The sequence below is a fragment of the Shewanella marina JCM 15074 genome, assembly GCF_000614975.1.
In the GTDB taxonomy this organism is placed as follows: domain Bacteria; phylum Pseudomonadota; class Gammaproteobacteria; order Enterobacterales; family Shewanellaceae; genus Shewanella; species Shewanella marina.
On the sequence record NZ_BALM01000007.1, the window covers coordinates 90,888 to 113,253 of the forward strand.

Genomic DNA, 22,366 nt, shown 5'->3' on the forward strand with positions numbered 1-22,366 from the left:
GGAAAGTGACAAATAAAAAAGTAAAACTATCGCTATCTTAATACAAAGGTGATAGATTCAGTCTATATGCATGATTTAAGTTAATAAATCATTAAAAACTAATTATATTTTATTACTTTTATTGTCGAGTTCTATCGATATTTAGGCAAATTTGAGACAGAAGATTTAAAAGCTAAGTATTCGCTAGTATGATTAACTAATAAATCAAAAAATATTGCCCCAATCGGTAAATTATTTTTATGGATACAGATCTACTTAAAACATTTTTAGAGGTTTCGAGGACGCGCCATTTTGGTAAAGCAGCTGAAAACCTCTTTTTAACCCGCAGTGCCGTGAGTTTTCGGGTAAAGCAACTTGAAAGCTTACTTGGGGTTGAGTTATTCGAACGACAACGAAATAACATTCATCCGACACCTTCTGGTGAACGCATGCTTACTCATGCTGAAGCGGTATTGAATGCGTGGGAGCGGGCTAAGCAAGATATTTTGCTGAGTGCAGAAAAGTCAGTACAGTTGACGATTGGTGCAGCCCCTAATATTTGGGATGCATACTTAAAACCGCATATGCAGGGGTTACATCAGCATTTAGATGGTGTCGTACTGCGTACTGAAGTGTTGCCACAAAATATTTTAGTCAAGCAACTACTTGAGCGGGTGCTGGATATTGCCATTTCATTTGAACCGCCAGCAATGGATGAGTTTACTTTAGTCCAAGTGAAAGAGGTGGAGTTACTGCTGGTCAGTGCTGCAGAAGAGGCGATAACGGATGTTGCTGAGGTGACACAATACGTTAAAGTCGATTGGGGTACCGCATTTAATATCAAACATGCCAATAAGTATTCACAGTTACCTTTACCAGTGTTGCATACCGGGACTGCGCAAATAGGTTTAGATTTTATTATGAATAATCAGGGATGTGCTTTTTTACCAGATTATATGGTGAAACCACTGATTGCTGATGGTTCGTTACAACTGGTAGCGGGGAGACAAAGCATTAGACGCAGCGTTTATGTCGCATATTTAGAACAAAACGATCGATTAAGTGAAATTGAAGCCGCCATTCACTTATTAAAAAAGAGCAAGCTTTAAAGCTTGCTCTTTTTTAGCTAATTAAAGCAGCGCAGAGATGATGATTGAACCCCAAGTCACTGCGCATAGGCCTAAACTGACAAAGACCGCTGCTGAAGCGATATCTTTAGCACGGCCACTTAATTCATGACATTCAGGGCCAATACGATCAACCACTGCTTCTATGCCAGAGTTGAGCAATTCAACAATAATCACTAGTGTCGCGGTTATGATCATCAATAAACGCTCAACTAAAGATATATCAAGCAAAAAAACAATTGGTAGCGTAACGATTGCAAGTATAAGCTCTTGTCTAAATGCCGCTTCATGTAGCCAAGCTGCTTTCAATCCTTGGATGGAAAATCCAGTTGCTCGAACAATTCGCTTAAAGCCGTGGTTATTTTCAGGTTTCATAACGCCCTATATCAATAAAATGGGTTACTGCCAATGTGTGTCGTAGTATAGCATTGCTGTATTACGACAACATGTGTTAACGCAAGTTTCAGTACGCATTTATTTTTTTCAGTTAAAGTTTGAGTGTTTGGTTGGAACTTAATTGACGATTATGGATAGAGCTATTGTACAGTTATGTGATTTTGATTAGTTAAAAATAAGATTGTTGATGGCAATAAGTTAAGGTGTATCTTTTTCTGCGATACTTGTTGAGAATAGTTTATTATATAGTCAAAAACATTAATCGCATAAATATTTAAATATACTCCTAAAACGTTAATTTAGTTTTGTTAACTTAATTTTTTATATACACGAAATATGAATGTTGATTTATTTTTGTATTATACATAGCGATATTATTTTGAATCGTTAAATATTAAAATGCTAGAAATTTTTATTTATTGTTGCAGGGACAACAGTTGAGCTTGTGATAAAAATAATTCAGTAATGGCGTAAGTTGCTCAAATGATCATCGTGAGTTTGATGATGGTTTATTGTTCTATGGCTCATAGAATTGAGATACTGTGTTTATATCAGGATGATTAATATTAATTAATTTATGTCGCTTATTAACATTTGACCATTGCAATTAACTTAATTGTATCAACACGTCATAATTGCAAACTTAATATAGTTAAATAAATGATTTAGTTCAAAAAATCAAAAATAATAAGTGGTTAATTATCGCTCAAATGCCGCTGTAACACTTTGTTACATATATATTTATGTCAGAAAAGATACCAATTTAGGTATTTTGACAATATTAGTATATCTCTGACAATATAACTGCAGGCACTAAGAGATAAATGTTTTATATCTGATAACCTCAATATCTGATAAATAAATTTTTATTAAAGTTAATAAATTAGTGTCATATAAAAGAATAAAATAAATATTATATTGAATGATTGTTAAGGTAGTAAAGATATCATGAAGAAGAGCCTTGTTGCACTATCGTTATTAAGTATCACATCAACAGCTTATGCTGATGTTAATTTATATAATGCTGATGGCATTAATGTAAATTTATCTGGCACCACTGAAATTCAATTCACAAAAGGTTTTGATAAAGCAAGTAAAGCTAAAATTAACCTTGACGATGGTAGTGCATTAATCAGTACCAGCTATACTTTATCAAATGAAACTAATATTGTTTCAGGCGTTGGTTTAAAATATAACAACGATGATAAGAAAGTTGAAAATGACTATTTATATGTAGGTCTAAGTAACAAGCAATATGGTACTTTAACCGTTGGTCGTCAATATCTGGTATTTGATGATGCTGGTATTGGTATGGATTACAATGCAGGTATTGGCTTATCTCAAAATAACGCTGATCAGCTAAATGTAGCAACTAACTACAGTAATGTTGTGAAGTATATTTATGATAATGGCACATTTTACGCTGGCTTCTCTCATAAGTTAGATGATGCTAAAGAAGGTAGTAAAAATAACTCAGTTACTGATGGTCGTATCGGGGTACGTGTTGGTGGTTTAGATACACGTGTTTACTATATTGACTCTGCCGATCAGTCTAGCCCTCGCTTTACTCACTTTAATGAACGTGCACATATCTTAAGTTTAGAGTCACAATATTCATTTGAAAACTGGGTATTTGCGGCATCATACACGCGTGGTGAAGAAACTCATACCTCTGCAACGGCTGAACTATATTCTGCGGCAGTTTCTTATGCAATGGATAAAACTGTATTTGCATTAGGTTATAACCATGATAACTACGATATGGTTAAGTCAACGCTAGCTGATACAGATAAGCAATTCACTACTGTTGAAAACAAGACTGACTGCAATAACGTCTACTTTAACGTTACTCAAACAGTACGTAAAAACATCACTGTTTATGGTGAATTAGGCTGGTTAAACACCAATAACTCTCCAGTTGATTATGACTTATCGTACACAGCAGGTATGGCGATTACATTCTAATAGCCAATATTAATTGAGCTGATGAGGTCTACTTAAGGTAGACCTTTTTTATTATTAATAATTACTATCTCGCCACAAATGCGAACAGTGTAATCGCTTTATTTTATTGTTATAAATTGCTAGTTAGGCTCAATATGACTGTATCGAAAGATGATACTTAGTTGGGTTGATGATGAAATTATTTTATGAATATAGTGCGGTAACATTACTCTTGTTCTTTGGCCTGTGCGGATTGGTCATCATGCTTTAATCCTAAATAGGATTTTATCGATTAACAGTAAATTAATGCCTACTCAGTTGAGTAGGCATTTTTATATAAGCAGTTTATTGTTATGTTTTTTAATGAGAACTTGTTAACTTAGATTATTATCTTGCAAGAGAGGTTGATATGAGTCTGAATTTAACACAGGTTGGCGATATTGCCGTACAGCAACATCATTTGGCAAGGTGCCACTGTGGCTGTGTTGTATTTGAGCTTTATTTGCCACAAGGCTCATTGATATTAGACGCTGTGATTGTTCGATGTGCCGTCGCCGAGGAGCAATCGTTGCTTCAGTAAATTTAGACGATATAACCATCATCCAAGGGCAACAACAGTTATTGCTTTATCAATTTAATACTTATACGGCCAAGCATTATTTTTGTCATCAATGTGGTATTTATACCCATCATCAACGTCGTTCCAATCCACATCAATATGCCTTTAATATCGGCTGTTTAGACGGTATTAATCCGCTTATAATCCCCAATGTTCCCACTTACGATGGTATTAACCATCCTACGGATTCTGATTAACCTAAGCTATTAGGATGATTTCAAGTTGTTGGTTATTTGTAGTGCTAATTTTGATATTAATTGGCGCATTTGTGCCACTGATTGTGAATAACCATCTGCTTGTAAAGGCATTTCGATTCTAAAAGTTTCTATATTGTGTTTCTCTTCCATCCCCGTAGCATGATAGTAGCCGACAAGAATAACTTTTGCTTGATGGGTGACATGGAAGTAGTCAATTTGAATATTTAATTGTGGCTGATTGGGTTTCAATTGATATTTATCTGTACTGATAAACTGCAATGTTTGCTGTTGAGTATTTAAGTCCGCAAGCAATGATTTTTGGGTCTCAGATTTAAGTGGCTCTGCCCACATATGTGCCGTTGCATAATTGAGTTTATGCTCGTCAATCTGCATGACCAAATAGGGTTGATTTAAATAACTCGCAAGCGTAACTGATAACTGTACCTTAGTACGGTCAGCATTTACCGCTTGAGGTGTAGGCACTGATGACTGACTGTTTAATAAATAATAATGAGTGACTGTTGCCGATGAACTACAAGCCATGATGCTCAATAATAAAAAGCCGATAACTATTATTCTCATTGGTTAGCCTCTTCGTGCTTTTTAGGCTCAATATCCGCTGAACCTGAGTTAAAAATGAGCCCATTAGGACGTTGCTTTAATTGCTCTAATAAGGGTTTTAATTCGTATAAAGTTTCTGACACTGTTTTCATGGTTTGTTCTAGTTGATCATAATTGGCTGAGCCTGCTGAAAAGTCTTGGCTAAGTGCGCTAAAGTCTTGCAAGCTTGTATTTAATTGGTTGGCCAGTTCTTGTTCTTCAACGCTGACCAGTATCTTGTCGAGTGAATGACTTAATTGCTGCAAATCTTGCAAAAGCACTGTCGCATTTGAAATGGTGTCATTGGCGTTATTGGCAATGTCGGTCAGTGGTAGGTTATTTATTTTATCGACAAACTTGCTGAGTTTTGCGGTGATTTGGGCAAATTCATCTTTAACGGTTGGTATGACTCGATAACCTTCATAATGTTCCATTTTGCTGATCGGAGGTAAGTCATAATGTTGTAATTCAACAAATAGACTTCCTGTTAATAAATTCCCCGTTTTTAGTGTTGCGCGCAGGCCATTTTTAACCCAGATCATATTTTGTTCGTTCATTAATTTAATGCCTTGCTCGTTATCTGGTAAGCCAACTCGACCTGGGTTTAAACTAATCAATACTGGGATTTGTACGGCTTCACTGTAAAGCACATCAGGATCTGCGGTGGCGAGATTGACCGATGACACTTGGCCTATCAGTACGCCTCGATATTCTACTGGCGCGCCCACATTTAAGCCTCTAATGGTGTCACTTACTAGTACCACATAATCCAAAGAGTGCTTATAACGGGCATTACTTGCACTTTGATAATCGCTGAAAATATCAAAGTAATCACGCTCAGTTATTTTCTCTCCAAGAGGCATACCATCTGGAATATCGAATGTGATGCCATTGGTTAGCATGGTTTCTACGTTGCCGGTTTTGACCGAAATACCCTCAGCAGTTAAATCTACCTTAAGGCCACTAGCATCCCAGAAACGGGTGTTTGACGTGACCAGCTCATGATAAGGCGCTTTAATAAATGCATTGTAATAAACAATGCGTTCTTCAAGATTAAAATAGACATCTTCAATTTGGCCTACGGTTAATCCTTTATAAATGATGGGATCGCCTTTGGAATAAGCAAACTCTTTATCGCTATTTAAGGTGATATGGAGTCCAGGAGTGCCAATAGGTGTGATGGGGGGGGAGGTGAGTGCGGTAAATTCGGTGAGTTTATTTTCTGCAAAACCGGGCGCAAGCTCGATGTAGTCACCCGATATTAGGGTATCAAGTCCAGACACGCCTGAAAGTGAAATCTTAGGGGTGACAATCCAGAATTGGCTGTCCTCAACTAACATATTATCTGTATCTTTCGCCATTCTAGCGGTGATTGTAACACCATGACCATTTTTATTTAAGGTAATCGTTTTTACCTCGCCGATATTGACATGGCGTGATTTAATTTTAGTTTTACCCGCCTCCATGCCTTCTGCTGATTCAAAATGAAGGGTGATTAATGGTCCTTGATTGCTCCATTGGTAATAGACCATCCAAGCTCCAATGAGTAAAGCAATAATTGGCACAAACCAAATGGTTGAAATCGTTTTAGTTGGTTGAATGTCTGCATCAACTTGTGGTTCAGTTTTCATAAACACTCTTATCGTTATAGATTAGTTTAGGTTCAAAACTCATGGCAGCTAACATGGTTACAACCACGACACCTGAGAACGCAAAGGTGGCTGAACCGGGCACAATACTCATGGTATTCCCCAGTTGTACTAAGCTCGCCAGAATAATGACGACGAAGATATCGATCATCGACCAACGCCCAACAAATTCAGCTATTCGGTACATTTTGATGCGTTGTTTATCATATTTATTAGAACGTGTTTGGACACTGTAATTGAGCCAAATTAATACCAATATTTTGGCAATGGGTACCATGATACTGGCAACAAAAATAACCAGCGCAATAGGGTAAGATTTATGGTGCCAAAGTAGTAATACCCCCCCAATAATGGTGCTGGGATCATTTTGCCCTAGTAGACGGGTATTCATGATGGGCAATACGTTGGCGGGGATATATAAAATGATCGATGTAATGATTAATGCCCATGTTCTTTGTATGGCGGCACTAGGATTAACTGGATGGTTTTGTTCGTGTTCAATTTGGTTCTGGGATGTTTTGGCTAACATTTGATAAAAGTGATGTTTATCAATATGCAAAATTGCACTGGTCATTGCTATTGAAAATAGAATAAAAGCATAGAAAGAGGGGCCTAGGGTGATTTCGGCTAGAGAGATGATTTTAATTAAACTGACTAATGTACCGACTAAAAATATCTCAGCCATATTCCAAGGGATTAGTGTAAACACTAATTGTAGTAATGTATGGCCTTGCCATGGGTGACGGTTATTTTTAAAACAATATGATAAATAAATTAAGCTGAGTAATATCACTACTGGAATAACAAAAACGGTAATAATTTCTATGATGGCAAGTACGGTAAATCCGGTGGTAATTAATATGCTAACGCTATCTAGCATACTAATGCTATTGACTAGGCCACTGGATTGAAACGAAATAAAATTGAAGGAAACGGATGCGACTAAAAAAATTAATGCGGTAATAGATAAAGCAATTATTCGAGTAAACGCATTATTGTATTTAGTGGCTAAGGTGAAGCCACAACGGGGACAGATTGCCTTTTGATTTTCGTTAAGATCGACCAATCTAATTGGCAAATCACACTCATGGCAGATTTGGCTACTTGATAATGGCTTTACTGTCGAGAGAGGCACTGTCATCGTTTGGCGAATATTAGGTCTGCGTTAATAAATATTAGCAGTGGCATATTTTTCTTCTTATTTATCCATTTAATGGTTAAGCTCGCAATTTTTTAACCTTTAGTCAACATTGCGAGCTTATCTATTTAAATTAAACCTACATCAGTAATGACTTCAACTAATGCTGGACCGTCATGGGCAAATATTGTTTGCAGTGCTGTATTTAATTGATCTGCTGAGGTGACTTGTATGCCTAAAGCGCCACAACCGTTTGCGTACTCAGCAAAATTTGGATTAACCAAATCTGTTGCCCACACATCAAATTCACCTGCGCGTTGTTCTTTTGATATTTTACCTAGCTCACTATTATTAAGAATGATGGTTTTTATAGGCATCTTGTATTTAACCGCGGTAGTCAGCTCGGCTAGGTATTGACAAAAACCACCATCACCGGCAACGGCAATAATGGGGCGTTGCTGGCCAACCGCTGCCCATGCGCCCATCGCGGCAGGAAAAGCGAAGCCAATTGAGCCTAAATAACCTGACATTAAAAATGTCTGTTGTTTGCTTTCAAAGTATCGACCTAACGAATAAGCATTGTTACCCACATCAACACAAACGACGGCATTTTCAGGTGTTAATGCTGATAATGCATCAAATACCGCAATTGAACTCACGCCTTTATGTCTGTCTTCAAGTAGTCTTTTGGCTTTTTCTTTATGCCAAATAGCACGTCTTTGATTGATCTCATTGGTACGATCTATTTTATTTTCATAAATCGTTACTTGTTCTCGTAGCAGTTTCATTGTGACCGATATTTCGCCCCAGACAGCCGCCTCTACTTTGTGGAATTTGCTGAGTGCCATAGGATCAAAATCAATTTGGATTGTTGGTTTTTTAGGGCTAATACCACTGTGATTAGAGAAGGATGCACCAATCACTAGCAGTAAATCTGACTCATTCATAAACCAAGATGCGATAGGTGTACCGCTACGACCTAAAACACCACAACCCAAAGGGTGGTTATCTGATATTTGGCCTTTTGCTTTGAATGTGGTCATTACCGGGCAATTGAGTTTTTCGGCAAAATCAATAATCGCATCCATATGAAATCTTGCGCCATGACCCACAATAATTGTTGGCCGAGAAGCGTTGTTAAGCATTTTTACTGCTTTAGCGATGCTCTCTAACGGCGGCGATATTGTCATCGCCGTGATGCGGTCAATTGGATCTTGCGCTCGCTCATTATTATCAACAGTCAGTTCTTGAACTTCATCAGGGAAGGTTAAATGGCTCACATCGCGTTTAATGATGGCTGTTTTAATCGCTAAACTCATCAGTTCGCTATGTTTACTTTTATGTTCAACTCTATGATTGAATTCAGCAACCGCATTAAAAGCATTAACTAAATCAACTTCTTGGAAATTACCGGTACCAACGACTTGAGTTGCTACTTGTCCCGTTAACGCTAGAATAGGGGCTCTATCGACTTTTGCATCCCATAAGCCAGTGAACATATTGGTCGAGCCTGGCCCGGCAATGGCAAAACATGCTGCAGGTTTACCAGTTAACTTGCCGTAGGCAGAAGCCGCAAATGCTGCCGCGCTTCATGGCGTATTCCAATAAATTGTAAATGCCCTTGTTGCTCTTGTCGTCTAAGTGCATCAGCCATACCTAAATTGGAATGACCAACCATACCAAATACGCGATTAACCCCCCAGTTAACCATGGTTTCAACCATGACATCTGAGATAGTGGTTTGATGTTCATCTTCCTCTTCAATGGCGACAAAAAGAGCATTATCTTCTTGTTTTATTTCATATGTTTTTAAGCCATCGCCAAAACCACTAGGGGACTTTCCAGAACAAGGATGAAAATCCCAGCCATGCCATGGACAGCGTAATAGGCCGTTTTCAATGGAGCCTTCGCCCATGGGGCCACCTTGATGAGGACAGCGATTATCTAATGCCGCGTATTTTCCTTCAAAATGACTTAAGCAGATAACTTGATGTCCTGCGTTGACGGACATGACTCGGCCTTCAAGTAATTCGTTTTTATTTTCTAATACTTTGTACCAGACTTTTTTTGTCGCCATAGTTCATCCTTTTTATAGTGTTAAGTGATGTTAAATGGCAAAGATACAAACTTAACTCTTTTCCAATACAGCTCGTCACGCAAGTAAGTTAAGGGGGTAAATATTATTCAAATTTGTTTCGGTCATGGGGATGATTAAAATCGAGTAACGGCCCCAAAGGGATTATTCTTGTTGGATTAATGGTTTCGTGAGATTGATAGTAGTGGGCTTTGATATAATCGATATCGACAGTTTTTGCGATATTAGGCCACTGGTATAGTTCTCTAATATAATTTGAAAGTGCAGGGTAATCAGCAATACGTTTAATATTACATTTAAAATGGCCAACGTAAACCGCATCAAAGCGTATTAAGGTTGTAAATAGTCGCCAATCAGCCTCTGTTATTTGTGAGCCTGTTAAATAACGTTGCTGAGTTAATAATTTTTCTAGTTCCTCTAAATAATCAAATAACTCAGTCACAGCTTTAGAGTAAGCCGTTTGTGTCGTTGCAAAACCTGCTCTATAAACACCATTATTAACATTGTGATAGACAAGTTCATTGATAGCGTCGATGTTCTCTCGAAGAGACTCAGGATAGTAATCACCTATTTTTGCGCCTAAATCATCAAAAGCACTATTAAACATACGAATAATATCAGCGGATTCGTTGCTGACGATGGTGTTGAGTTTTTTATCCCATAACACAGGTACTGTGACTCTACCTGTATAATCAGGCATGGCTAATGTATAGAGCTGATGAACATTTTGAGTATGGTTAACGGTATCGGCGATAACACCTTTACCATCAGCGAAATTCCAACCATCTTCGCCCATAAATGAGTTAACAATTGAGATAGGAATATGCTGCTCTAATCCCTTTAAGGCTCTAAATATGAGGGTGCGATGTGCCCATGGGCAAGCTAATGAAATATATAAATGGTAACGATTAGATTCAGCTTTAAAGCCTGCAACACCCGTTGGGCCGGCACTGCCATCTTTGGATATCCAATTGCGAAAGTGTGATGCTTTACGTACAAATTTGCCATTATTTGATTTGGTATCATACCAATCAGTTTGCCATTGACCATCAACTAATAAACCCATCATTCCATTCCTTATTTAACAATACATAGAACAGCATATTGGTTATTAAGTCAGGGATAAACACAGATTTATTTAAATAATAGTTCTCAAAAGTAGAACAATAAAATTAAACAAGTGGAGGTAAAGTCATGCTGTACTCTCAGTCAGTGCAACTCTTTAATGACATAAAGAGGTTACATAACCAATTATTAGAGGATATGCCAACAAGGTTTGATAAGAAGACACGACAGGTGTTACTTAGTAGGAGGATACAGTGCAGCTCAAAGCTAGGATAGTACATAGAACGGTATTGTGTGATGAATTGACTAATAGGTTCTATAAATGATGGATGGGAAGAATGGGTGCCGAAGCGCCTAATCCCGTAATTGTGCAAGCGATGTCTTGCAACGTAAATGTCTTCTCCGCTTTCGTATCAGGCATTTAGCACATACTATCCCACTAGTACTCGCTCTCTCAGTGTTCGCTTTTATTGGGACACAATTACTAGGCCACGAGAGTTGTCGCATAGAAGATTTGATAATTCAAACCGTTCTAAGAATAGTTAAGTTTGTTTCTAGAAAAGCTTGATTGTAGTTTAATTATAATAGGTGAAGTTAATTTAGCTTTATATTAAATTACTAAATAATACTGCTTGTGTCTGTACAGTTTTTATTTGAAATTGTGATATGCAACAAGTAAAAATAAAATAATAATATTTATAAATGGCTAAATTTAAATATTTTTCGATAAACTATATTTATTAAATGGAATGCAATTGTTGAAATTCTAGTTATATTCATTTCTCGTGATATTAAATTAGCGTTAAAAAGTATTTTTGAGAATAAGTTAAATGGTTTAGCTTATTCCAATGAGTATTTAAGGTAATGAAAAAATCAATATTAGCTTTAGTGCTGTCAAGTCTGTTATTTGGTTGTGGTGGTAGTGATGGTGAAAGTTCTTCTCCTGAAGTGGACCCTGAGCTTCCTCCTGTAGTGGATCCTGAGATTCCCCCTGTGGTTGATCCTTTACCTCCTGTAACAGGTAAATTAGTTCTAAAAAATCTAAACATTGAAAACTAACAAAGCTATTGCGTCATTCACTAATAGTGGTGATTCTAAATACTATGGGTTATCTAAAGTAACTGTAGGTATCTCTGATGATTCTAGCGTTGAGGTTGTCGCTCCGCAGTATGACCTAGTTACTTTCGATGGCGTAGATTCATTAGAGTGTGGTAGCGTTCCGGAGTTTAACATCATACGTATGGATGATATGGGTGATAATTGGACCCTTCTTTATGTTCAAGTTCCATTTAGTATCACTGATTGTGAGGTAGATGAGTATGAGTTTAGGTATTTTATTTCTCATCCAACTCTTGGCGTTTTCGAGTACCCTAAAGGCTATGCGCCTACTTACAGTTATCCACACTATGAAACTGGAGAAAATGGGTTAATTATTATGAAGCCCAGAACTGCTAGAAATGATAGAGATAATCCTTTTATTGTATCTGACAGTACCTCAGAGGGAAGAGGGATTTATCAAATAACTTTACCTAAGGAAGGTGGGGAGGTTCCTAAGTTGAAGTTAGTAGTTCCGAATCTTAATAATAACACTTATTTTGTTGCAACATTTGGTCTGGAGAATTCATTTACAGCGATTAAAGATGGATATATTTACTTCCTAGCATCACAAGGTGTTCTCCAAAAAATTGCCATTGACACAGGTAGGATTATTGATACTTGGCAACACGAGTATGTAAATGCGCCATTCTACTTTAAAGGTTTGATGTATGTTGGAATTGGTGGAGATAACGTGGTGGAACTGCTTGCTGACGGAAAGTTTGGTGTGCAACTACAATTACCTACGTATTCAAATTCTTATTACACAAGTCACATAATAGATGATAGATATATTATTGGTGATAGATGTGCTGTGAGTGATATGGATACGAACACAGGTATACACCTCAATTATGGTGGTGATGGTAACGGTGAGGTTCGAGTTGAAAATAATGTTGTGTACTGCGTTGGTTTAAGCTCAGATTATACATCGCCAACTAAATCAATGGGGGCTGTATCTATGAAACTTGGAGATGTTAAACCTCTGCAAGAGGTTTCTTTACCTAACACTAACCTAGTTAAAGAGTCTATTCGTCTTAGAATGCCATTTATTAACTATGAATCAACAGAGAATAGTGTTTTTGAAACTGATACTGTTAGCGTTAATATGATAACTGGCGAAAAATTTATTGAGACTTACTATTATGATGGTGAGAAAGTTCAGGATTTTATACCTATAAATTAGAAAATATAAGCGCTTAGATTTTCTAGGCGCTTTTCATTTCATGTGGATAGATACTCTTCCCGTTTTTAACACTAATTAAAAATAGAAATTAGGTAGCCATTAGTGGTGGCCTACCGCCATAAGCTTTATAGGTCTTTCATAATTGTAAAACCAATACTGTAGCGACTCTCTGCATACTTAAGTTATTTATTCTATATCAATATAAGGCAGATTATATGGATAATTAAAAGGGGGGCGTAAATAAATTCTGCAGTCAGTGCAAATCTTTAATGACATAAAGATTTGCATAACCAATTATTAGAAGATATGCCAACAAGGTTTGATAAAAAGACACGACAGATGTTACTTGGTCAGGAAGATGCAGTGCTACTCAAAGCTAGGATAGTGCATAGAACGGTAATGTGTAATTCTCATTATATGTGGTCGATATATGTGCTCACAAAGTGAATGAGGATGTGACTTTCTAATGGGTCATCAATTTCAGCCAAATTCCTTTTTGAATGTCGAAATAGAGCTTTTGGTACTCTTCATAAAAGTCCAATTCGTCCGAATCTTTTTCAGTTTGTAGTTGTTCGACGAGATTAGAAAGTACTGTTAGAGCGTTATTTAACTTCCTTTTCTTCTGCGTCAAAATTTGGCCGCTTTCGTCCCAAATCATTTCTTCGTTATCTAGCTTTTGAGTTGTAGGTTTTAGCTTGTTCATTGTTTACACCATTTTATTAAGTAAATGGGAGTCAATTGACTCCGTTATTTGTAACAATGAATAGGTAGTTTCAAGGATGGTAAACTATGTAGTTTTAGGGCAAAATTCCCCAAGGATTCCCCAACGCTGCTTTTAATTATCTGATTTTAGGAGTCTTTATTTTTCGCTATTTGGCCTATTTTTTATACAGCATAGTGGGTTAAGGTATTGATATGAAAAAAATTTCATCTGTTCTATTTGTGTGTATGGGTAACATATGCCGTTCTCCTACTGCAGAAGCTGTATTTCGCCGTGCAGCTAAAGATGCTGGTTTAACCATTGAAGTCGATTCAGCAGGTACTATTGGGCATCATCAAGGAGAGCTACCTGATCGTCGCAGCCGCGCTGCGGGTGAAGCGAGAGGTATTGATTTTACGGGCATTCGTTCACGAAAAGTAGTCGATAATGATTTTGTACACTTTGATCTCATCCTTGCTGCTGATAATCAAAACTTAAATGATTTACGTGAACGCTGCCCACAACAATACCAATATAAACTAAAACTAATTTTGGATTTTACTGACACTCCAGGTCGAGAAGTACCTGATCCTTATTACGGTGGTGGGCAAGGTTTTGAGCTGGTATTGGATATGCTAGAGGATGCAAGTCGAGGTTTAATTGACAGTATTGCAGAAACTTAAAATGTTACCTATTTAACATTTTGGTAATAATTGTTTTGCTGAAAACCTATTTTATCCATTATGCTGATACACATACAATGATTGAGAGCGAGTGGAGTCGTTTATGTGTATTGTAACTTATGCTAAACAGCATGCTGCTCAGCAAGCGCAGCAACATGATTTAACCCTAAACTGGATACGAACTTCAGTCTGGTTTTTGTGTGTCATTATTGCTGGCGCACTATTCTTTAGTCAATTAGTGCCACTATTTGTTGTGACGTTAGTATTGCTTCTCGGGATTTTTGGCTTACTTTGGGAAGTTGATCGTGCAGAGAAATTACAATTGCAAAAAATGAAAAACTCGAGTTACTAACCCGAGTTTTTGTTGTTCTAGTCTACGACTATTGATACTAGCTGTTATGGCGCTTGCCTGAGCGTTTTAGTTTTTCGGCTTCTCGTTTAGCTTCTTCTTTAGCTTCTTTTTCAGCAAGAATACGCGCAACCTCGGCTTTCTCTTTTTCTGCCATTGCTGGTGTCTCTAAGCTAAGTAAACCAATTTTACCTGAACGGAATTCATGCAATAACAGCTCTGAAGCTTTATGAAGGTCAATACGTCCACCTGGGCGTAGCGCGCCGCGTTTACGACCAATTTCTTCCAACAATTCAATATCTGTATGGGGTAACTGATCTAACTTATAGCGTTCACATATTGCGTCTGGATAAGCTTCTAGAAAATATTCAGCAGCAAACATTGCCACATCTTCATATTCCATTGCTGTATCTTTAATTGCACCTGTAACCGCAAGGCGATAGCTACTGGCTTCATTATCGACTTTTGGCCATAAGATGCCGGGAGTATCTGATAAAACGATGCCATTTTTTAAGTTAATGCGTTGCTGGGTCTTAGTTACTGCTGGCTCATTACCTGTTTTAGCAATCATGCGACCTGCTAAGGTATTGATAATGGTTGATTTACCAACGTTAGGAATCCCCATAATCATGGTACGAATATCTTTATCAATACGATCACGATTTGAAGCGATCTTGCGGCACAACTCAGGAATTTTTTTTACTTGAGCAGGGATTAAGGTGGTAATAGCCATTGCTTTTACACCTTGCTCTTGCTCAAGATAATCAATCCATTGTTGGGTAATTTCTGGATCAGCCAAATCCGCTTTGTTAAGCACTTTAATACAGGGTTTGTCACCACGTAGGCTGGCAACCATAGGATTTTCGCTGCTAAAGGGAATACGCGCGTCGAGCACTTCAATAACAAGATCGACTTGAGGCATCACCTCTGCGATCTCTTTACGCGCTTTATGCATGTGTCCGGGAAACCATTGAATTGCCATAGTTGCTGTTATTCCTAATCTTAATCTAATCTAGTTATTTTACATTGGTTAGCTGCAAATGCATAAAAAAAGCGCCTTTATCTGTTATTTTTAATGTTAATTGAGTTAAATAGCAGCAATTTAGAGAATAAAAATTATCTTGTAATTTAATCAGCGTTGATCAGGTCAGTTGTGAGGCAATCGCGTTTTAGCAAGATTGATTTATTGGTTACAGCAATCGAGATATTCAGCAGTTTGTTGGTTGGCAAGTGAGATATTATTGAAACATTAAAGGTTAGTGATAGGTGGATGATGAATAAGTTAACTGAGCAAGAGCGTTATATTATTGAAGATAAGGGCACTGAAGCCCCATTTTCTGGTGAATATAATAATACCACGGCAGATGGCGTATATTTCTGTAAACGCTGTCATACGCCACTATTTCTCGCTAAGCATAAGTTTCAATCACATTGTGGCTGGCCTGCATTTGATGATCAACTTGATGATGCTATTAAACAGGTACCTGATGCTGACGGTAAACGAACAGAAATTGTTTGCCAGAATTGTGATGCTCATTTAGGGCATGTATTTACCAATGAAGGATTAACGACTAAAAACTTACGCCACTGCGTAAACTCATTATCGCTGACGTTTGAGCCTGAAGAGGCCAATGTTGAGCAAAATTCATATCAGTTTGCTACTTTGGGGGCGGGTTGTTTTTGGTGTATTGAAGCGATATTTAGCCAACTTGAAGGGGTGATAAGTGTTCAATCTGGCTATTGTGGTGGTGATGCGTTGACTGCAGATTATAAGTCTGTTTGCCAAGGTGATACGGGTCATGCCGAAGTGGTTAATATTAAATTTGATCCAAGTATTATCAGTTACCAGCAAATTTTAGCGGTATTTTGGGAAATCCATAATCCAACCACAATAAATCGGCAAGGTAATGATGTCGGTAGCCAATATCGTTCAGTTATTTTTGTGCATAATGATCAGCAAATCAGTGTTGCTAGTGAGATGTTAGCACAATTACAACGTAGCCATATTTGGCCTAATCCAGTAGTGACTGAAATTAGTGCCTTCACTGATTTTTACCCAGCTGAAAATTATCATAATGACTATTTTGCGCAGCATGGTGAAGAGCCTTATTGTCAATTAGTGGTTAAACCTAAAGTGGAAAAGTTTGAAAAAGCATTTGCAGATTTTTTAAAGCAATAATTTAGGCCGTTAACGCACAAAAAAAACGAGCCAATTGGCTCGTTTTTTATATAGTTGGCGAGTTAAGATTCTAACTTATCATCTGGAATTTTATAGTTAGGATCTTCAATCATATTCACTTCGACAAGATCGCCTGCTTTGGTGAGTAATTTATGACAGTCGGCACTTAAATGACGAAGGTGCAATGTTTTACCCGCAGCAACGTAGCGCTCTGCTAAGGTATCAATGGCATCGATTGCTGAGTGATCACATACGCGCGAGTTATTAAAATCAATAATCACATCTTGTGGATCATCTTTAGTATTAAATAGCGCGAGGAAGTGGGCAACTGAACCGAAGAACAGAGGGCCATTAACTTGATAAATTTTACGACCGTGTTGGTCGATAGATTGATTGGCGTTGATATGCTTGGCATGCTCCCAAGCAAAGACCAGTGCTGACACAATCACACCTACAAATACAGCAAAAGCTAAGTCGGTAAAGACGGTCACAACTGTCACTAACACAATCACAAAAGCATCATGTTTTGGTACTTTGCGCATCACCTTAAAGCTGGCCCACTCAAATGTACCGAGTACCACCATAAACATTACGCCCACAAGTGCCGCAAGTGGGATCATTTCAATAAACTGAGCACCAAAAAGGATAAACATTAATAGTGCAACTGCCGCTGTAATTCCAGATAAACGACCGCGACCACCAGAGTTAATGTTGATCATTGATTGACCAATCATAGCGCAACCACCCATTGCTCCGAAGAAGCCGCTGGTGATATTAGCAACACCTTGACCCACACACTCTTTGTTGCCACGGCCACGGGTATTTGTCATTTCATCAATCACTGTTAATGTCAGCAATGATTCGATTAATCCTACCGCGGCTAAAATAAATGAGTAAGGTAAGATAATTTTTAATGTTTCAAAGGTAAAAGGAACTGATGGAATGGCAAAGCTCGGTAAGTTACCTGCATGGTCGCATTGGCATCACCGCTCATTGATTTTAAGAAATCTAGCACATTACGAGTATCTAGGTTAAAGAAGATAACGACAGCTGTTACCGTTAAAATTGCCGCCAAAGAAGAGGGGATTGCCGTAGTGAGTTTAGGTAAAAAATGGATAATAGCCATGGTTAATAGCACGAGACCCATCATCAGATAAAGCTGACTGCCACTTAACCATTGCATGACCCCATCTGCATTAGGGACTTGGAATTGACCTAATTGTGCCAAGAAAATCACAATCGCTAGGCCATTGACAAAGCCTATCATCACTGGGGTTGGTACTATGCGGATAAACTTACCCAGTTTAAATGCGCCTGCAAGCACTTGAATAATACCTGCACATACTACGGCTGCAAATAAATATTGTACGCCATGCTGAGCAACTAATGCGACCATGACAACGGCCATTGCACCTGTTGCACCTGATATCATACCTGGACGGCCACCAATAACAGCCGTCACTAATCCCATAATAAAGGCTGCATATAAACCCACCATAGGTTCGACCCCTGCAACAAATGCAAAAGCAACAGCTTCTGGTACAAGTGCTAGGGCGACGGTTAAGCCTGAAAGTATATCGGCTTTAGAGCTGGCAGTTTTATGCCGGATTAGATCAAACATTGATGTCCTATATTGGTTGGATGTGGCAGAGGCTTTTAGCGTACTGTCTGTTAACAATAGATGTGATTATAACAAACTTGTTACCTTTGGCGTAACCCTATGATACAAAATAAAAAGGCCATGCATGAGCATGGCCTTGTTCATGAAAAGTACGTTGTTATGGTTTAGCCATATCAGCGTGAGCGCTATTGCTCATTTTGCTTTTCACTTCTTTATCTTCGTGTGCTTCATGAGCGTAATCACGGCCACTTGGCGTGGTTGCTATTTCGCGTTGTGAAACCTGTGGCTTGCTTGTTTGAGAGCTAACCATTGAGCCGAAACGACTAGCGTTTACTGGCTTAACTGCGACTGCTTGAGGTGCTACTACAATCTCTTCAGTAATTGCAGGCTCAACCGTTTCCACCATTGCTTTCACGACAGTCGTTGGTTTTGCCATTGGTGCTGATGCAGATTTCGCAAGCTTTGGCTTAGTTTCTTCAACCGTTGCAGTGACTGTGTCAGCTACAACAGGCTTTGCATCAACTTGTGGTTCAACTTTAACAACGGCTTCAGCTTTAACCTCAACAGGAGTTTCTGCAACGACTGTCTCAGTAGTTTGCTCTACCTTAGTTGGTTCAACTTGTGTTGCTACCACTTTTTCTGCAGGTTTAATTGCTGCTGGTCGTGCCGCCGCAGATGTTGCAGCCATCTTAGTTGGCTTAGCTGGTTTCACAGTCTCTTGTTCAGCGACTAGTGGTGTTTCAGTAACAGGAGTTACTTTTACTTCAGCGTTATCTGCTTTAACTTCGTTGATTACAGTCTCTTTAACTTCTTCAACCTTGTCTGCTTCAACCTTTTTAGCTGGCTTTGGCATTGGAGCTGGGCGACTTGCTTCAGCTTGTGCTTGCACTTTAACCGCTTTTTTAACGGCTTGGGCAAGTTTAGTTTCAGCAGCGACTTCGGGTTCAACAACAGGTGCTGGTGCCATCGCAACCGGTACCACTTCAGAGATAAGCTCTTCAGTTGTGTTAACGATTGGTGTAGCTACAGGTTCAACTGTTTCTGTTACTTTGACCGCTTCAGTCTGAGTGACAGGTTCAGTTTTTTCAGCTTGTTGAACTGGTGCTTCAACAGGCGCTGATACTTCACCTTGGCTATCAACAAATAATGGCTTATCAGTTTGCTCTTCACCGTTTTGCTGTTCTTGCTCATCACGACGGCGGCGTTGACCCGCTGCACGTAAATGACGAGGGCTACGACGACTACGACGTTGACCATCACGTTGTTCACGCTTTGGTTTATCATCTTCGTTAACTAAGCTCGGCTCATTATCGGTTGTAGTTTCAGCTTCTGTGGTCATTGGCAAGATAGACTTATCAGCAACTACGTCGTTAGTTTCAATCTCTTGTTCAACATTTTCAGCAATGACTTTCTCTTTTCGAGGTTGGCGTTGCTTGTTGCGATTTTGCTTAGCTTCAACTTGAACCGTTTCAGTTACAACAATTTCAACTTGCTCATTTGCAGGCGCATCAATTTTGATTTCAATGGTTTCAGCTTCGTTGTTAACACGTACTTTACGACGCATATTACGACGTTGGCGACGTTCACGAACAGCTTCTTGCTTTGGCTGCTCTTGAGTCTCTTTAGCTTCTTGAGGACGCGGTTTCTTTTCCGGTTTTTGGCGTTTAACTGGCTCATCCTTTACTGGACGTTCCGTAGTTTCAACCTTTTTAGTGCGTTGAGTATCGCGGTTTGTTTGCTCATCGTCTTTATTACGGCCGCGACGTTGTTCATTACGGCGATTACGACGGTTAGCATTTTGATTCTGGTTAGTCTTATTGCTTTGAGCTGGCTTTGGCTGCTGGGGCTTTTGCTCTTCGTTATTGCTTGAGAACAATGAACCAATTGCAGTCATAATACGAGAAATTAGACCCGGTTGTTTTGGCTCAGTTTTAGGTTGCTCTTTCTTAACCACTGGTTGTGGTTGAGGTTTTTTAGGCGTACTAAAACCTTTTAACGCAGGCTCTGCAGCTGATGCTGCGCGTTCTAATTTACGTGGTTCGTATAAATTAGCTTTAGGTTGTTCAATTAGTTTATAGCTAACATCTGCAATACTGTCATCTTTACGATGGCGAACAACACGGTAATCAGGGGTTGTCATATGTGGATCTGGGATCACATAAACTTCAACATCATGACGGCGTTCTGTTATACGAATTGTTTTACGCTTTTCGTTTAACAAGTAAGCTGCTACATCAACTGGAACCGTTGCTTCAATTTGCGCGGTATTTTCTTTAATGGCTTCTTCTTCCATTAAACGCAAAATTGAAAGTGCTAAAGATTCTGTACCACGAATTGTACCTTGACCATGACAGCGAGGGCATAAATGTGCTGCAGATTCTTCTAATGAAGGGCGTAAACGCTGGCGTGACATTTCCATCAAACCAAAGCGAGAAATACGGCCTAACTGAACACGTGCACGGTCGTGATGTACGGCATCACGTAGGCGATTTTCTACTTCACGTTGATGACGAACGGGTGTCATATCGATAAAGTCGATTACCACTAATCCACCTAAGTCACGTAAACGTAATTGACGCGCAATTTCGTCTGCTGCTTCTAGGTTAGTATTCAGTGCTGTTTCTTCGATATCGCCGCCTTTAGTCGCACGAGCAGAGTTAATATCGATAGAGGTTAGCGCTTCAGTGGGGTCAATCACCACTGAGCCACCAGACGGTAAGCGTACTTCACGTTGGAAGGCTGACTCAATCTGTGATTCGATTTGGTAATGGGTAAATAGTGGCACTTCAGCTTCGTAAAGCTTTACTCGCTCAACAAAATCTGGGCGAACTAAAGCAATATGCTGCTTAGCGGCTTCAAAAATGTTTTTGTGATCGATTAGAATCTCACCAACATCACGACGTAGATAGTCACGAATAGCACGTACAATAACGTTACTTTCTTGGTGAATTAAGAATGGGGCTTCTTTGCTTTCTGCCGCTTCTTTAATTGCCATCCAGTGTTGGATTAATACTTTTAAATCCCACTGTAGTTCTTGTGCTTCTTTACCTACACCCGCAGTACGAACAATTAAGCCCATACCTTGTGGAATGTCTAGTGAAGAGATAGCTTGTTTTAGTTCTGTACGCTCATCACCTTCGATACGACGTGAAATGCCGCCAGCACGAGGGTTATTTGGCATAAGAACAAGGTATGAACCCGCTAAACTGATAAATGTTGTTAACGCTGCACCTTTGTTGCCACGTTCTTCTTTATCAATTTGAATGATAACTTCTTGGCCTTCATGTACCACTTCTTTGATACTTGGACGACCTTGAAATGAGTAACCTTTAGGGAAGTATTCGCGAGCGATCTCTTTTAATGGTAGGAAACCATGGCGTTCTGCACCGTAATCAACAAATGCAGCTTCTAGAGAGGGTTCTACACGGGTGATTTTACCTTTGTAGATGTTGGCTTTCTTTTGCTCGTGACCAGGGCTTTCAATGTCCAAGTCATAAAGCTGTTGCCCATCTACAAGGGCAACGCGCAACTCTTCAGATTGAGTCGCATTGATTAACATCCGTTTCATGATGACAATTTTCTTCTTAATATAGGGGCCATCAAATAACACAATTTACTACATTACTGGCCTTAGACATTCAGGCGTTAACCTCACGGTTACGCGTCTAGGCTACTAGGTGCGCATCTCTGTACGACGCAATCGCTGCGTGTCGCATCCCTTTATATGGCATATTTTTAATAACT

General features: G+C 38.9%; 16 protein-coding genes and 3 pseudogenes. 8 read left to right on the plus strand and 11 right to left on the minus strand.

The window, feature by feature from the left end:
- The first annotated feature begins 239 nt into the window (after positions 1-239).
- Positions 240-1,088: an HTH-type transcriptional regulator HdfR gene (gene hdfR / locus JCM15074_RS07445; RefSeq protein ID WP_025820630.1), complete on the plus strand. Its 849-nt coding sequence runs from the start codon at positions 240-242 to the stop codon at positions 1,086-1,088.
- A gap of 21 nt (positions 1,089-1,109) precedes the next feature.
- Here hdfR and JCM15074_RS07450 read toward each other — a convergent pair whose 3' ends face one another.
- Positions 1,110-1,481, minus strand: a complete 372-nt coding sequence (locus JCM15074_RS07450; protein ID WP_025820631.1) for a diacylglycerol kinase — start codon at positions 1,479-1,481, stop codon at positions 1,110-1,112.
- 969 nt (positions 1,482-2,450) lie between these two features.
- Between JCM15074_RS07450 and JCM15074_RS07455 the strand changes: the two genes are divergently transcribed.
- Positions 2,451-3,467, plus strand: coding sequence for a porin (locus JCM15074_RS07455; protein WP_025820632.1), 1,017 nt, complete (start codon positions 2,451-2,453; stop codon positions 3,465-3,467).
- A gap of 388 nt (positions 3,468-3,855) precedes the next feature.
- A pseudogene (locus JCM15074_RS21440) lies at positions 3,856-4,262 on the plus strand (GFA family protein).
- 9 nt (positions 4,263-4,271) lie between these two features.
- On the opposite strand, the gene JCM15074_RS07465 reads toward JCM15074_RS21440, so the two are convergent.
- The 6 genes and pseudogenes from JCM15074_RS07465 to JCM15074_RS07485 form a co-directional block, all read right to left on the minus strand.
- A complete protein-coding gene (locus JCM15074_RS07465; RefSeq protein WP_025820633.1) occupies positions 4,272-4,844 on the minus strand; it encodes a PqiC family protein in 573 nt (190 codons plus the stop codon).
- Positions 4,841-6,493: an intermembrane transport protein PqiB gene (gene pqiB / locus JCM15074_RS07470; protein ID WP_025820634.1), complete on the minus strand. Its 1,653-nt coding sequence runs from the start codon at positions 6,491-6,493 to the stop codon at positions 4,841-4,843. Before pqiB ends, JCM15074_RS07465 begins: the two co-directional genes overlap by 4 nt.
- A complete protein-coding gene (locus JCM15074_RS07475; RefSeq protein ID WP_025820635.1) occupies positions 6,483-7,652 on the minus strand; it encodes a paraquat-inducible protein A in 1,170 nt (389 codons plus the stop codon). The genes pqiB and JCM15074_RS07475 overlap by 11 nt, the downstream gene beginning before the upstream one ends.
- 125 nt (positions 7,653-7,777) lie before the next feature.
- Complete coding sequence (locus JCM15074_RS21445) at positions 7,778-8,968, minus strand: thiamine pyrophosphate-binding protein (protein ID WP_373278886.1); 1,191 nt, start codon at positions 8,966-8,968, stop codon at positions 7,778-7,780.
- A gap of 126 nt (positions 8,969-9,094) precedes the next feature.
- Positions 9,095-9,726 (minus strand): annotated as a pseudogene (locus JCM15074_RS24865) (thiamine pyrophosphate-binding protein); the annotation flags it as partial.
- Positions 9,727-9,829: 103 nt separating this feature from the next.
- Positions 9,830-10,810 (minus strand): glutathione S-transferase family protein, encoded by a 981-nt coding sequence (locus JCM15074_RS07485; protein WP_025820636.1) that lies wholly within the window; start codon positions 10,808-10,810, stop codon positions 9,830-9,832.
- An 863-nt stretch (positions 10,811-11,673) separates the two neighbouring features.
- Here JCM15074_RS07485 and JCM15074_RS07490 point away from each other — a divergent pair.
- Positions 11,674-11,868, plus strand: a complete 195-nt coding sequence (locus JCM15074_RS07490) for a hypothetical protein (protein ID WP_025820637.1) — start codon at positions 11,674-11,676, stop codon at positions 11,866-11,868.
- Positions 11,858-13,090, plus strand: coding sequence for a hypothetical protein (locus JCM15074_RS07495; RefSeq protein ID WP_025820638.1), 1,233 nt, complete (start codon positions 11,858-11,860; stop codon positions 13,088-13,090). The genes JCM15074_RS07490 and JCM15074_RS07495 overlap by 11 nt, the downstream gene beginning before the upstream one ends.
- A 463-nt stretch (positions 13,091-13,553) precedes the next feature.
- Here the strand turns inward: JCM15074_RS07495 and JCM15074_RS07500 are convergent, their stop codons facing one another.
- Positions 13,554-13,793, minus strand: a complete 240-nt coding sequence (locus tag JCM15074_RS07500) for a hypothetical protein (protein ID WP_025820639.1) — start codon at positions 13,791-13,793, stop codon at positions 13,554-13,556.
- A 212-nt stretch (positions 13,794-14,005) separates the two neighbouring features.
- Between JCM15074_RS07500 and JCM15074_RS07505 the strand changes: the two genes are divergently transcribed.
- Together JCM15074_RS07505 and JCM15074_RS07510 are read left to right on the plus strand one after the other, a co-directional pair.
- Complete coding sequence (locus JCM15074_RS07505) at positions 14,006-14,473, plus strand: low molecular weight protein-tyrosine-phosphatase (protein WP_025820640.1); 468 nt, start codon at positions 14,006-14,008, stop codon at positions 14,471-14,473.
- A gap of 103 nt (positions 14,474-14,576) precedes the next feature.
- Positions 14,577-14,825, plus strand: a complete 249-nt coding sequence (locus JCM15074_RS07510) for a hypothetical protein (protein WP_025820641.1) — start codon at positions 14,577-14,579, stop codon at positions 14,823-14,825.
- A 37-nt stretch (positions 14,826-14,862) separates the two neighbouring features.
- Here the strand turns inward: JCM15074_RS07510 and ylqF are convergent, their stop codons facing one another.
- A complete protein-coding gene (gene ylqF / locus JCM15074_RS07515; protein ID WP_025820642.1) occupies positions 14,863-15,804 on the minus strand; it encodes a ribosome biogenesis GTPase YlqF in 942 nt (313 codons plus the stop codon).
- Between the two features lie 258 nt (positions 15,805-16,062).
- Between ylqF and JCM15074_RS07520 the strand changes: the two genes are divergently transcribed.
- On the plus strand, positions 16,063-17,001 hold the full coding sequence (locus JCM15074_RS07520) for a bifunctional methionine sulfoxide reductase B/A protein (RefSeq protein ID WP_267880177.1): 939 nt from the start codon (positions 16,063-16,065) through the stop codon (positions 16,999-17,001).
- A 62-nt stretch (positions 17,002-17,063) separates the two neighbouring features.
- On the opposite strand, the pseudogene JCM15074_RS21450 reads toward JCM15074_RS07520, so the two are convergent.
- Both JCM15074_RS21450 and rne read right to left on the minus strand, forming a co-directional pair.
- Positions 17,064-18,622 (minus strand): annotated as a pseudogene (locus JCM15074_RS21450) (SulP family inorganic anion transporter).
- A gap of 157 nt (positions 18,623-18,779) precedes the next feature.
- Entirely contained in the window at positions 18,780-22,190 is a 3,411-nt protein-coding gene (gene rne, locus JCM15074_RS07530) for a ribonuclease E (RefSeq protein ID WP_025820644.1), read from the minus strand.
- Positions 22,191-22,366: the final 176 nt, after the last annotated feature.